The 13478-nt window shown below is 71.1% G+C and carries 10 protein-coding genes and 1 tRNA gene; 8 read left to right on the plus strand and 3 right to left on the minus strand.

The genetic code is table 11. The features are described 5' to 3' along the window. Positions 1-15: 15 nt before the first annotated feature. The 6 genes from ABEA33_RS01900 (at position 16) to ABEA33_RS01925 (ending at position 10891) form a co-directional block, all read left to right on the plus strand. On the plus strand, positions 16-768 hold the full coding sequence (locus ABEA33_RS01900; protein ID WP_345524839.1) for a (Fe-S)-binding protein: 753 nt from the start codon (positions 16-18) through the stop codon (positions 766-768). Next, a complete protein-coding gene (locus tag ABEA33_RS01905; RefSeq protein ID WP_345524841.1) occupies positions 765-2201 on the plus strand; it encodes a lactate utilization protein B in 1437 nt (478 codons plus the stop codon). The genes ABEA33_RS01900 and ABEA33_RS01905 overlap by 4 nt, the downstream gene beginning before the upstream one ends. Then, positions 2198-2794, plus strand: coding sequence for a LutC/YkgG family protein (locus ABEA33_RS01910; RefSeq protein WP_345524843.1), 597 nt, complete (start codon positions 2198-2200; stop codon positions 2792-2794). The genes ABEA33_RS01905 and ABEA33_RS01910 overlap by 4 nt, the downstream gene beginning before the upstream one ends. After that, positions 2791-3030, plus strand: a complete 240-nt coding sequence (locus ABEA33_RS01915; protein WP_345524845.1) for a helix-turn-helix domain-containing protein — start codon at positions 2791-2793, stop codon at positions 3028-3030. The genes ABEA33_RS01910 and ABEA33_RS01915 overlap by 4 nt, the downstream gene beginning before the upstream one ends. A 129-nt stretch (positions 3031-3159) precedes the next feature. Next, positions 3160-8970 (plus strand): family 78 glycoside hydrolase catalytic domain, encoded by a 5811-nt coding sequence (locus tag ABEA33_RS01920; protein ID WP_345524847.1) that lies wholly within the window; start codon positions 3160-3162, stop codon positions 8968-8970. Positions 8971-9040: 70 nt separating this feature from the next. Beyond that, entirely contained in the window at positions 9041-10891 is a 1851-nt protein-coding gene (locus ABEA33_RS01925; protein WP_345524849.1) for a CocE/NonD family hydrolase, read from the plus strand. Here ABEA33_RS01925 and ABEA33_RS01930 read toward each other — a convergent pair. Then, positions 10869-11303 (minus strand): MarR family winged helix-turn-helix transcriptional regulator, encoded by a 435-nt coding sequence (locus ABEA33_RS01930; protein WP_345524850.1) that lies wholly within the window; start codon positions 11301-11303, stop codon positions 10869-10871. The two genes, ABEA33_RS01925 and ABEA33_RS01930, sit on opposite strands and share 23 nt — an antisense overlap. A gap of 74 nt (positions 11304-11377) precedes the next feature. On the opposite strand from ABEA33_RS01930, the gene ABEA33_RS01935 reads away from it, so the two are divergent. Beyond that, entirely contained in the window at positions 11378-11956 is a 579-nt protein-coding gene (locus ABEA33_RS01935; RefSeq protein ID WP_345524851.1) for a TIGR03086 family metal-binding protein, read from the plus strand. A 99-nt stretch (positions 11957-12055) separates the two neighbouring features. Further along, positions 12056-12146: transfer RNA gene (locus ABEA33_RS01940), tRNA-Ser, on the plus strand. Positions 12147-12203: 57 nt separating this feature from the next. Here the strand turns inward: ABEA33_RS01940 and ABEA33_RS01945 are convergent. Both ABEA33_RS01945 and ABEA33_RS01950 read right to left on the minus strand, forming a co-directional pair. Further along, positions 12204-12548 carry an Ig-like domain repeat protein gene (locus ABEA33_RS01945; RefSeq protein WP_345524852.1) on the minus strand — a complete coding sequence of 115 codons (345 nt, stop codon included), beginning with the start codon at positions 12546-12548 and terminating at the stop codon, positions 12204-12206. Between the two features lie 182 nt (positions 12549-12730). Continuing rightward, positions 12731-13417: a hypothetical protein gene (locus ABEA33_RS01950; protein ID WP_345524853.1), complete on the minus strand. Its 687-nt coding sequence runs from the start codon at positions 13415-13417 to the stop codon at positions 12731-12733. Positions 13418-13478: the final 61 nt, after the last annotated feature.

Below are 13478 nucleotides of genomic sequence, written 5' to 3' on the forward strand. Positions count from 1 at the left end.
AGGCAGGATGAGTCAATGCGGGTAGCGCTGATGGTCACGTGCATCAACGATGCGCTGTACCCGGGCACGGGGCAGGCTGTCGTGACGCTCCTGCGACGGCTCGGGGTCGACGTGGAGTTCCCGGCGTCGCAGACGTGCTGCGCCCAGCCGATGGTCAACACCGGCTACCTCGACGAGGCGGTCCCCGTCGTACGCAACTTCGTCGACGCCTTCGCGGGGTACGACGCAGTCGTGACGCCGTCCGGGTCGTGTGCCGGCTGCGTCCGGCACCAGCACTCGATCGTCGCGCGACGCTCGGGGGACGCGGCCCTGGCCACGGCCGTGGCCGAGACATCGCCCAAGGTCTACGAGCTGTCGGAGTTCCTCGTCGACGTGCTCGGCGTGACCGACGTCGGCGCCTACTACCCGCACACCGTCACCTACCACCCGACCTGCCACTCGCTGCGCATGCTCGGCGTGGGCGAGCGCCCGCGCCGGCTGCTTGAGAAGGTCCGCGGGATCACCCTCCTCGAGCTCGAGGGCGCCGACCAGTGCTGCGGCTTCGGTGGCACCTTCGCGGTGAAGAACGCCGACACGTCCGTGGCGATGGGCGCCGACAAGGCGCGGCAGGTCCGCGACACCGGAGCCGAGGTGCTGGTCGCCGGCGACAACTCGTGCCTGACCCACATCGGCGGCCTGCTGAGCCGCGAGCAGTCCGGCGTACGAAGCGTGCACCTGGCCGAGATCCTGGCGTCGACCGAGGGCGCCGTGCTCGGGGTGACCCGGTGACCGGCACCTTCGTCGGGATGCCGAAGTTCCCCGTCGCCGCCCACGAGGCGCTGGGGAACGCCCAGCTGCGGCACAACCTCGCCCACGCCACCGGCACCATCCGGGCCAAGCGGCAGCGGCTGGTCGACGAGGTCAACGAGAACAGCGACTGGGAGGAGTTGCGGCTCTCGGGCGCCGGCGTGAAGGAGTCCGCGCTGCGCGACCTGGGCAACCAGCTCGAGCTGCTCGAGGCGTCGCTGACAGCGAACGGCGCCACCGTGCACTGGGCCCGCGACGCGGCAGAGGCCAACGCGATCGTCGCGTCGATCGCCAAGTCCCACGACGTCGACGAGGTCGTCAAGGTGAAGTCGATGCTCACCCAGGAGATCGGCCTCAACGAGGCGCTCGAGGCCGAAGGGATCGCCGCCTGGGAGACCGACCTCGCCGAGCTCATCGTGCAGCTGGGCGACGACCTGCCCTCGCACATCCTGGTGCCCGCGATCCACCGCAACCGCGCCGAGATCCGTGAGATCTTCCTGGCCAAGATGGGGGCGGTCGGCCGTCCGGCTCCCGACGACCTGACCGACGAGCCGGCCGTGCTCGCGGCGGCGGCGCGGGCACACCTCCGCGAGAAGTTCCTGCGCGCGAAGGTCGGCGTCTCCGGCGCGAACTTCGCCGTCGCGGAGACGGGGACCCTGGTGGTCGTCGAGTCCGAGGGCAACGGTCGGATGTGCCTCACCCTGCCCGAGGTGCTGATCTCCGTGGTCGGCATCGAGAAGGTCGTGTCGACGTGGGACGGCCTGGACCCCATGCTGCGCCTGCTCCCTCGGTCCTCGACGGGTGAGCGGATGAACCCCTACACGTCGACCTGGTCCGGGGTCACGCCCGGCGACGGACCGCAGGAGGTGCACGTCGTGCTCCTCGACAACGGCCGCACCAACGCGCTCGCCGACGAGGTCGGACGCCAGGCGCTGCGGTGCATCCGCTGCTCCGCGTGCCTCAACGTCTGCCCTGTCTACGAGCGCACCGGCGGCCACGCCTACGGATCGGTCTACCCGGGCCCGATCGGCGCCATCCTCAACCCGCTGCTGAAGGGTCCGGGTAGCGACGACCAGGTCGACTCGCTGCCCTACGCGTCCTCGCTGTGCGGCGCCTGCTTCGAGGTCTGCCCGGTGCTCATCGACATCCCGTCGGTGCTCGTGGACCTGCGCGCCCAGGTCGTCGACGCGCACCGCGGCGGCGTACCCAGCGTCGAGGAGCTGGCCTTCAAGGGCGCCGCCGTCGCGCTCTCGGACTCGCGCAAGCTCGGTCTGGGCGAGCGGTTCACCGGGATCGGTCTCCGCGTCGCCCGCCGGTTCGGCGCCTCGAAGTGGACGTCGGCGCGCGACCTTCCGCCCGCGCCCCGCGAGTCGTTCCGCGCCTGGTGGAAGCGCACGGACGGAGGTCGCAAGTGAGCGCCCGCGACGACATCCTGGGCAAGGTCCGTGCGGCGCTCGACGGCGTCGAGCCCGGGTACGACGTCCCGCCCGCTCCTCGGATCGCGCCGCTCGCCGACGTCGTCGGGCACTTCGCCGAGCGGGTCGAGGACTACAAGGCGATCGTCGAGCGCTGCACGTCCGACGAGCTCGCGGGTCGAGTGGCAGCCGCGCTCCCCGACGGTGCGCGGGTCGTGATCCCGCCGGGCCTCTCGGTCGAGGTGCCCGATGCCGACGAGGACACGGGCTTCGACGCCTACGAGCTCGACGCCTACGACGCCGTGGTCACCGAGGCCCGGGTGGGCATCGCCGAGACCGGCACGATCGTGATGGACCACGGTTCGGGCCAGGGTCGCCGGGCGATCTCGCTGGTGCCCGACCTGCACGTCTGCATCGTGCGGACCGACCAGGTCGTCCCCGACGTGCCGGACGCGCTGCCGTTGCTGGACCCGGCCCGCGCGCACACGTGGATCAGCGGTCCCTCGGCCACCAGCGACATCGAGCTGGACCGGGTGGAGGGAGTCCACGGCCCGCGCACGCTGCACGTGCTGCTCGTTGAGCACGGATCGTGACCGTGGTCGCCTCGGGCCGCGGCGCCGCCGCCGCCGCCGACCGGTGGGAGCCGTCATCGGACGACATCTTGATCCTCCGGCTCCTCTCGGAGGGCCACACGACCGAGTCGGTCGCTCGGCGTCACGGCGTCTCCGAGCGCACCATCAGGCGGCGCCTGCGCACGATCGCCGACGAGATCGGGGTGGACTCCACGATCGAGCTCGTCGTGCACGCCGTGCGCGCGCGGTTGATCTGACTTGAATCGTTTTCGATCTTGAGAAGTTTCTTTGGCCGGATACGGACAAAACCGTGGTGACGATCGTCACTGGCCCCTAGATTACGGTTGCAACGTTTCAAAAACTCCGCCGCCGCAAGGAAGTCCTCCATGTCTTCTGCACCGCCCAGTCGCGCTCGGGCGCGGATCCGTCTCGTAGCACCCGTGATGGCGCTGGCCGCCGGTCTGACGCTCAGCGTGCCCGCCGTCCTGGTGGCGGCGCCGGTCGCCGTCGCGGCCGACGCGCCCGTGACCGTCGCCGGCCTCCAGGCCAACGGCCGCACGGAGCCGCTCGGAATTCCGGGCGCCGACCCGAGCCTGAGCTGGCAGTCGCGGTCCACCGCGCGTGGTGTCGTGCAGAGCGCCTACCAGGTGCGGGTGGCCAGCAGCGAGGACAGCCTCGACTCGCCAGACGTCTGGGACTCCGGCAAGGTCGCGTCCGATGAGCAGGCCGACATCGTGTACGGCGGCCCGGAGCTCGCCGCGGCGACCCGCTACGTCTGGCAGGTCCGGGTGTGGGACGGCGCCGACCAGGCCTCCGACTGGAGCGAGCCCGCGTCCTTCGAGACCGGGCTCCTCGATGCCGACGACTGGGACGATGCCGACTGGATCGGCAAGTCCGCGAGCGGCGAGGTCGACGAGTGGGACAACTACACCGCTGACATCGACTTCGACATCGCTGACCTGGCCATCGGCGTGTTCATCCGCGCTGCCAACACCAGCAACGCCTACATGTGGCAGATCTCGACGGCCGACGGCACCGGCGTCCCGAAGTTCCGGCCCCACAAGCGCACCAACAACGGCTACGCGCTCCTCGGCAACCAGCCGATCACGAGCATCAGCTCCGCCGCGCTGCTCGAGGGCACGCACCGCATGTCGGTCACCGTCGACGGCAACACGATCACGACCCTGCTCGACGGCACCCAGATCGACCAGCGCACCGACTCGTCGTTCGCCAAGGGCTTCGTCGGCTTCCGCCAGGACTTCGCCGACGGCAAGGGTGACGAGTCGGCCGACATCAAGAAGGTCAAGGTGACCAGGAAGAACGGCGACGTCCTGCTGGACACCGACTTCTCCGGCGGCAACCCGTTCAACGGCGGCACCCTGACCGCCAACGGCCTGCGCGTCGCCGAGCGCAAGGACGTCCTCTACCGGTCGAAGGACTCCAACAAGCCGCTCCTGCGCACCGCGTTCACGACCGAGCCCGGCAAGACGGTCGAGTCGGCGCGGGTCTACGCGTCGGCCCAGGGCGTCTACGAGTTGCAGCTCAACGGCGAGAAGGTCGGCGACCAGTTCCTCGCGCCCGGCTGGACCGAGTACCGCAAGCGCATCCAGCACCAGACGTACGACGTCACCGACCAGGTCCGCAGCGGCGCCAACGCGTTCGGTGCCGAGCTCGGCGACGGCTGGTGGAAGGGCAAGATCGCGTCCTTCGGCTTCAACAACTACGGCTCCGGCCTCGGGTTGATCGCGCAGCTGCGCATCGAGTACACCGACGGCTCGACGCAGGTCGTGAAGACCGACAACACGTGGAAGAGCCACTTCGGTCCCTACGTGCAGGCCGACAACCTCGAGGGCGAGTCGTACGACGCCAACGCCGAGCAGACCGGCTGGGACACCCCGGGCTTCGACGACGCGGGCTGGAACCCGGTCACCATCGCCACGAACACGTCCGCCCGGCTGGTGCCGCAGCCCGACGAGCCGGTTCGCGTGACTGGCGAGGTCCCCGCGAAGGAGCACACCACCCCCCAGCCCGGCGTCGAGATCTACGACCTCGGCCAGAACATGGTCGGCGTCGCCCGGCTGACGCTCCAGGGCCAGGCCGGCAAGACGGTCACCATCCGCTACGGCGAGGAGCTCAACCCCGACGGGACGCTCTACACCGCCAACCTGCGCAGTGCCACGGTGACCGACCACTACACGTTCGACGAGACCGGCACGGTCACCTACACGCCGAAGTTCACCCAGCACGGCTACCGCTACGTCGAGATCACCGGTACGACGGCCGCCCCGGCCCTCGCTGACGTGACCGGCGTCGTGTGGGGCTCGGACCTGGCCGCCACCGGCGACCTGGAGACGTCCGACCCGATGCTCAACCAGCTGGTCAGCAACATCTCGTGGGGCCAGCGCGGCAACTTCCTGTCGGTCCCGACCGACACGCCCGCCCGCGACGAGCGGCTCGGCTGGACAGGTGACATCAACGTGTTCGCTCCGACGGCGAGCTACCTGCGGGACACCCGTGGGTTCCTCGGCAAGTGGATGACCGACCTGCGCGACGCCGCCTACGCCAACGGCAACTTCCCGGGCATCGCCCCGGTGGTGCCGAACGCCGGTGACTTCGGCTCCGGCCTCGGCTGGTCGGACGCCGCCGTCACGGTGCCGTACGCGACCTGGAAGGCCTGGGGTGACGGCAAGATCGTGCGCGAGAACTACGCGGCGATGGAGAAGTTCCTCGGCTTCGTGCGCACCAGCGCCGGGACGGACCTGATCGACTCGGGTCGCGGTCACTGGGAGGACTGGCTCAACCTGGACGACCCGACCAGCGTCGGCGTGCTCGGCACGATGTACTACGCCGAGGACGCCCGGATGCTGTCGGAGATGGCGGCGGCGATCGGCGAGGACGCGGACGCGGCGGAGTACGCCGAGCTCTCGACCGCCGTGCGCCAGGCCTTCGTCGACGAGTTCGTGCAGGCCAACGGCACGGTGCAGGGCAACAGCCAGGCCGGCTACGCGATGGCCCTCGGCATGGACATGATCGCCGACCCGGCCCTGCGCGAGAAGGTCGCAGCGAAGTTCGTGGCCAAGCTGGCCGCGAGCGACAACCACCTCACCACCGGGTTCCTCGGCACCCCGTGGCTGCTGCCTGCCCTGAGCAGCATCGGCCGCGACGACCTCGCGTACACGATGCTCCTGCACAAGGACTACCCGTCCTGGGGCTACGAGATCGAGAAGGGCGCGACCACCATGTGGGAGCGCTGGAACTCGATCATGCCGGACGGCTCGTTCGGCCCGGTCGAGATGAACTCCTTCAACCACTACGCGTACGGCGCGGTCGGCGACTGGATGTACCAGAACATCGGTGGCATCAAGGCGGTCGAGGCGGGCTACAAGGTGTCCCGGATCGCCCCGGTCGTCGGCGGCGGCCTGACCCATGGCGCCAGTGAGTTCGACTCGGTCTACGGCCCGATCACGACCGGCTGGACCCTGGCGGACGAGGATCTCTCGCTGAAGGCCCAGGTCCCGGTCAACACCACGGCGCAGGTCGTGCTGCCCGCCGCGAACCCGTTCGCGGTCACCGAGGGCGGCGAGCTGCTCGCCGACGTCGAGGGCGTCCTGGACGTCCACGACGACGGCGACACCGTCACCGTCACTGTCGGATCCGGCAGCTACGACTTCGCCGTCACGTCCGACAACACCGCGGTCGGCGAGGTCGCCGTGGACCTGGACGAGCTGCGGGCGCACGTGGCCGAGCTGGGTGACGGGGACGTCTCCCCGTCGGAGCGGGAGCACCTCGACACCGCGGTCGCCGCGGTCCGCTCCGACGTCGGTACGGCGCTCCTCGCCGGGCTCGACGGCGACACGGCGGCGGTCACCGCAGCGCTCGACGACGCCCTCGCCGGGATCCGAGAGCTGCGCACCTGGCTGGCGGCGTCGGCGATCGACGCGGAGGTCAAGGCCGACGTGACCGCTCGGGTCGCCGGCATCGAGAGCCTGCTCGTCAACGCGTACACCGCGTCGGTGGGCGTCTCGGTGGCGCTTCCGCCGGTCGCCGGCGTGGTGCTGCCGGGTGGCACGGTCGCCGGCACGGTCGAGGTGACCAACACCGGGACCCAGCCGATCACGGGGCTCCAGGGCACCGTGACCGTGGCCGGCCTGGGCGAGACGACCGTCTCGCTCGCGTCGGTGCCGGCCGGCGGCTCGGCCCAGCTCCCCGTCGAGCTGGCCGTGCCGAAGCAGGCCGACCCGGGCGGGCACGACGCCACCCTGGCGCTGACCCTCACCCTGGACGGCGAGCCCTTCACGATCACCGCGTCGACGCCGGGCTGGGCGTCGGTGACCTCCGGCCTGACCGTCGGCACCGTCACCGTCGCGACCGACGTCGCCGATCCGGCCGACCACGCGGTCGTCACCGTCCCGGTGTCCAACACCGGCACGGCGGACGTCCGCGCGCACGTCGCACTGACCCTGCCCGCCGGCTGGCGGAGCGTCCCGTCGTCCGACGTGCTCGTCCCGGCCGGTGGCCAGATCGACGTGAAGGTGCCGGTCGTCGTACCGCTCGACCGGGCCAGCACCGGTCCGGTGCCGGTGGACGTCGTCGTCCGCCGAGCGGGCGCGACGATGGCCCAGAGGAGCGTCGACCTGACGCTCACCGCGCCACGGCCGCCGGCGTCCTCGCTCGACCACGTCGACTTCGGGGACAACACCTCGGAGAACGCGCACGGCCTGCAGAAGTCCACGAGCAGCGGTGCCAACACCGAGGCCGGACTGACCCGGCGCTACTCCAACTCGGGCACCCCCGGCTCGTGGTTCTCGGCCGAGGTGACCGTCCCGGCGGGTCAGCCGTTCGTGCTCCGCAACGTGGAGACCTACTCGGGTCCCTACACCAAGAAGTACGACATCTACGTCGACGACGTCCGGGTGCGGGAGCACGAGCTGCCCCGGGCCGAGAGCGGCGAGGGCTACAAGGTCTACGACTTCCCCGTCACCGACCCGGCGGCGCTGGCAGCGACGGCCGACGGCAAGGCGCGGGTCCGCTACGAGTACCGCCTCGGGACCCTGGCCTCGAACGGGTTCTTCGACCCGTCGATCGCCGACCTGTGGGTGCTGCCTCTCGGGGTGGACACCCGCGGCCCGGACGTGTCGGCGGTCGTGGCCGACGGCACGGCCGGCAACGGGAACTGGTACCGCTCGGACGTCACGGTCGCGGTCTCGGCGGCCGACAACCGCGACGACGCACCGGCGATCGAGACCGCGGACGGCGGGACCTGGCAGGCGTACGTCGGTCCGGTGCCGGTGTCCGGGGAGGGCAAGCACGAGCTGTCGTACCGCGCGACCGACGCCAGCGCCAACGTCTCGACGGGCACGGTGCCGGTGTGGATCGACACCGCGGCCCCGGCGACGGTGCTGACCGCGACCCGTGGCGCCGGTGTCGAGGGTGCGGACTCCGCGACCCTGTCCTTCACGGCGACCGACGCCCTCAGTGGCGTGGCGCAGACCGTCTATCGCATCGACGGCGGTGACTGGGCCAGGGTCGGCTCGGGGCCGATCACCGTGCAGGGCTTCGGCCAGCACCTGGTCGACTTCGCGTCCACCGACGTGGCGGGCAACCCCGAGATGGTGCGCCACCAGACGGTCGACCTGGCCGACGTCGACGCCGTGCAGGCATTGGTGGCCCCTCAGGTCACCGGTGTCGCGAAGTACGGCGCGGTGTTGACGGCCACGAGCGGGTCCTGGAACACCAAGGGCCTGAGCTACGGCTACCAGTGGCTGCGTGAGGGTGGGGCGATCCCGGGAGCGACGGGGACGTCGTACAAGCTGAGTGCGTCCGACGTGGGCAAGCGGCTGTCGGTGCGGGTGACCGCGACCAAGGCCGGCAAGGCTCCCGGGACCGCGGTCTCGACGGCCACCGGTCCCGTGGCCAAGGCCGTCTCTGCCACCAAGGTCGCGGTCAGCAAGACCAAGGTGAAGAAGGGCAAGCCCGTCCGGGTGACCGTCACGGTGGGATCCAGCCCGAGGGCGACCGGCCGGGTCGTGGTCCGGGTCGACGGCAAGAAGGTCAAGACCGTCATCCTGAAGAACGGCAAGGCCACGGTGAAGGTTGTCGTGAAGCGCAAGGGCAAGCACAAGGTCACGGCGGTGTACGCCGGATCGTCCGTGGTGGCCGGCTCGAGGTCGGCAGCCCGCACGATCCGCATCACCTGAGCCGGACCTCGCGACGAGCCCGGAGATGTAACTGACCGTTACATCTCCGGGCTCGGCTCGTTGTCCCCGTGTGAACCGGATCCGCAGCCTCGTCCTCGCCCTGTCCTCTGCGCTGGTGCTGTCCGGTGCCGTCGTCATCGCCGCGCCTGCGGACGCGGCCGGGCCGGCCGCCACGAAGGCGGGCGCGTGGAAGCCTCGGGCGGCGACCTATCCCGGGGCCGTCACCCAGAAGGACCTCGCGATCCCGATGTCCGACGGCACCGTGCTGCGCGGCGACCTGGTGCTGCCGGCCAAGGCCGACGGCACGGCGGTGCGCAAGCGGCTCCCGGTGCTGGTCACGATCACGGCGTACAACAAGACGGTCTCCCCGGGTGGCAGCGACTTCCTGGTCCAGCGGGGCTACGCCCAGCTGACCGTCGACGCGCGCGGGACCGGCAGCTCCGAGGGCTCATGGGGTGCGTTCAGCCGGCGCGAGGACAAGGACGCCGGTGAGATCGTCGAGTGGGCGCACTCGCGCAACCGCCCGTGGAGCAACGGCCGGATCGGCATGAGCGGCCCGTCGTACATGGGGATCAGCCAGATCTTCGCGGCTGGCGCCCGGCCGAAGGGGCTCAAGGCGATCTTCCCGCAGGTCCCGGCGGCCGACGTCTACCGCGACGTCGTCGCCTCCGGTGGCCAGGTCGACGTCGGCTTCATCCCGCTCTGGCTGGGGCTCGTGACGACCACGGGCGTCGTTCCGCCGGCCGTCGCCGCGACCGATCCGCAGTCGGGCTTCGGTGCCCTGGTCTCCCACCTCGGTGCCGCTGCGACGTTCACGCTGCCGCTCCTGCTCGACGCGGTCACCGGCGGTGACTCGGCGTACGACGGGAAGTTCTACCGCGACCGCTCGCCGTCGCGCGTGATCAAGCGAGTCGACGTGCCGACGTTCCTCATCGGTGGCGAGTTCGACCTCTTCCAGCGCGGCACCCCGCTGCTCTTCGAGAACCTCCAGAAGCGCGGCGTCCCGGCCAAGATGATCATCGGCCCATGGGACCACCTCGAGGGCTCCTCGGGCGCCGGCATCGGCAAGGCCGGCCACGGCACGCTCGACGAGCTGCAGCTGCGGTGGTTCGACCGCTACGTCCGCGGCATCAAGGACCCCCGCCTCGACAAGGACATCCCGCCGGTCACCTACTACGAGCAGGGCAGCGGCCGCTGGACCACGGCGCAGCGCTGGATCGGCAAGCAGCGGGCGGAATCCTTCCGGCTCTCCGGTGCGGCCACGGCCGGGGGAGGGCACGGCGTGCTGACCACGGGTGCGGCCGAGGACGGTACGGCGTACGTGCCGCCGATCCCGATCTCGGGGCTGTGCACGCGCTCCGCCAACCAGTGGACGGCCGGGATCCCGGAGACGGCGCTCGCCGACCTGCCGTGCTTCCAGGACAACGCGGCCAACGATCAGACGGGGATCGTCTACGAGACGGCGCCGCTCGCCAAGGCGACGCGGCTGCGCGGCCCGATCAACGCCCGGCTCTACACGTCCAGCGTCAGCGGCGACGGCATGCTCTCGGTGTCGGTCTCCGACGTGGCTCCCGACGGGAAGGTCAGCCGGCTGACCGGCGGCTGGCAGCTCGTGTCGCAGCGAGCTCTCGACAAGGGGCGCACCCGCTACCTCGACGGTCGCGTGCTGCAGCCCTTCCACCGGTTCACGCGGGCGTCGAAGAAGCCGCTGGCCGGCGGGGAGATCGCGCCGGTCGACGTCGAGGTGTTCCCGACCGCGGCCAGGATCGCCCGGGGCCACCGGCTGCGGATCGCGATCCAGTCCTTCGACGTCCCGCACCTGCTGCCGACCCTGCCGGACCTGCCGAGCACGCTGACCGGGCTGACGATCCACAGCTCGGCGACCTACCCGTCGGTGCTCACGATCCCGGCGCTGGGCTGAGCTTGCGCAGGATCGTCAACAACCGGTCCCGGTCGCGCGCGGGGAGCGCCTGCACGAGGTGACGTCGTACGGCGTCGGCGTGCACCGGCCGGGCCCGGTGCAGCGCTGCCCGGCCCATCGTGGTGAGCCGCACGTCAACACCTCCGGGCACCTCGTCGCGGTCGACCAGCCCGCGCTCCTGCATCCGCCGGAGGTGGTGGGAGAGCCGGCTCCGGTGCCATCCGGACGCCGCGGCGAGCTCGCTCTGCCGCAATCGGCCGCCGCCGTGGTCCTGGAGACGTGTCAACACCGTCAGGTCTGGCTCGGAGAGCCCGGTCTCGGTCGCCACCTCCGTGCTGACCTGCGACAACGCCTCGGCCGCGGCCTGCCAGGCGTGCCAGAGCGCGGCCTCGGAATCGGTCAGCGGGTCCATGCGGCCAGCCTAGGGGTCGAGGTTGTCACGGCAACAGCCGATGAGTTCGGACCGGTGCCAGGGTCGGTGTTGACATGGACACCATCGACTTCGCACCGGCCACCCGCGCCGTGACGACCGTGCTCGGCGGCATCAGCGACGAGCAGCTCACCGCCGCGACCCCGTGCCCGGACTTCTCGGTCGCCGACCTGCTCGACCACCTGAACGGGCTGGCGCTGGCGTTCACCCTCGCCGCGCGCAAGGCGCCGCTCCCCGACGGCGGCCAGCCCGTCGTCGACGGCTCGCAGCTCTCGCCCGACTGGCGCACCGAGATCCCGGCGGCGCTCGAACAGCTCGCCGCCGCCTGGACCGACCCCGCGGCGTACGACGGGCTCACGATGGCCGGCCCGATCGAGATGCCGGCCGACATCGCGGCCCTGGTGGCGCTCGACGAGGTCGTCGTGCACGGCTGGGACCTGGCCCGCGCAACCGGCCATCCCTACGACCCCGACGAGGCCTGCGTGCTCGCCTCGCTGGGCTTCGCGGCGAGCTTCGAGGTGCCGCCCGGGGCCGGCGCCGGCCCGTTCGGCCCGCCCGTGCCCGTCCCCGCCGATGCCCCTGCGCTCGACCGGCTCGCCGGTGCGACCGGACGGGACCCTGGCTGGGCTCCCTGATCGTCCAGTCGTGCTGCTGAGCGCGCGCCCGAGCGCACTCTCAGCAGCACGACCGACCTGATTTCGTCGCTGCGGAACCCCTCCGGTAATCTCTCCCGCGGTGGCGTGTCCGAGCGGCCGAAGGTGCAACACTCGAAATGTTGTGTGGGTTCATCGCCCACCGTGGGTTCAAATCCCACCGCCACCGCCAGCACGAACGCCCCGGATCATCGATCTGGGGCGTTCGGCATTTCCGCTCGGGACCAGGTCAGCGGCGGGGTACCTTCACGGTGACCTTGGCGGCCGCGGACGTCGTGACCGCAGTTCCGGCGTACGACGCGGTGAGCGTGGTGCGACCGGGCCGCAGACCCTTGACCCGGACCGTCCCGGTGCCCGCCCTCAGCGTGACGCGGGCGACGACCTTGCCGCGTACCTTCACGACCACGGTTCCGGCGGGCGCGATGCCCGGGGAGGTCGCGCGGACGGTGAGCCGGACGACGCGGCTCTTCGCCTTGGCGCTGACCTTGAGGGCGGTGACCGTACGTCGTGGTCGCGCCTCCCGGGAAGACCGGCGCGTGGTCGACGGTGAGCTGGCCCCCGACGCGGACCTCACCGCGGAGGGTGGGGAGCTCGCTCATCTGGAGCTCACCCGGGGTGATCGTGATCGGCGCCGACTCGGAGCGCCCGTCGGCGAAGTCGTTGCGCTTGGCAGTGGCGACCGGTGTCACCGCGTGGCCGACATCGGAGGCTCGGGGGCGGTAGGTCAGCCCGACTGCACTCGGGATCGACTGACCGTCACGGTGCCACTCGTACTCGATGGTGGTCGGAACGGGCGTGAACTCCCCGGCGAGCCTGGTCAGCTCCTCCGCGATGACCCCGTTGCCACTCATCGCAACTGGTGAGACCACGTTGAGCTTCGCCTCGACGACGGCGTCGTGGACGATGTTGGTGGTCTGCCGACCGACGCGGTCGGTGGCGGTGACCTGGACGGTCCGATTGCTCCCGACGGTGCTGGTGTCGAGCAGCCCGCCCGACGGCACCGGGCGTCACCTGGCCGCTGTAGATCACGGATGGCTGGCCGCGGTCGAGTCCGACCGCTACCTCCTGGGTGGCGGTGTTGCCTTCTCGGTCGATCGCCTCGACGGTGACCTTGGACCATCCGTTGGTGTTGATGCGGACGACTCCGCCGCCGACGTTGGCCACCGTGCCCGTGTCGCTGTGGGCGCCCGTGACCGTGTAGCCGACGACCTGCAGCCCGCTGGCATCCGTGCCGGGATCGGTCGCCTGGACGTGGACCTCGACCGGGCTGTCGGCGTACCACCCGCCGATCCCACCCACCGGCGGGGTGATCGTGATCGTGGGTGCGGTGAGGTCCTCCTCCGGTTCCTCAGGCGGCTCGGCGCCGGCGTACGCCGGAGTCAGCAGCACGAGGGCGAGCCCGAGGACAAGAGTGGTGAGGGTGCGGTGGTTCGTCCGAGTCATGCGGACACCCTGCGTGTCCCGGCGCCCCAGTCGGCAGGGGCGCGTGTCCCGTCCGACCGGG

The organism is Nocardioides endophyticus (assembly GCF_039543845.1).
Classification (GTDB): domain Bacteria; phylum Actinomycetota; class Actinomycetes; order Propionibacteriales; family Nocardioidaceae; genus Nocardioides; species Nocardioides endophyticus.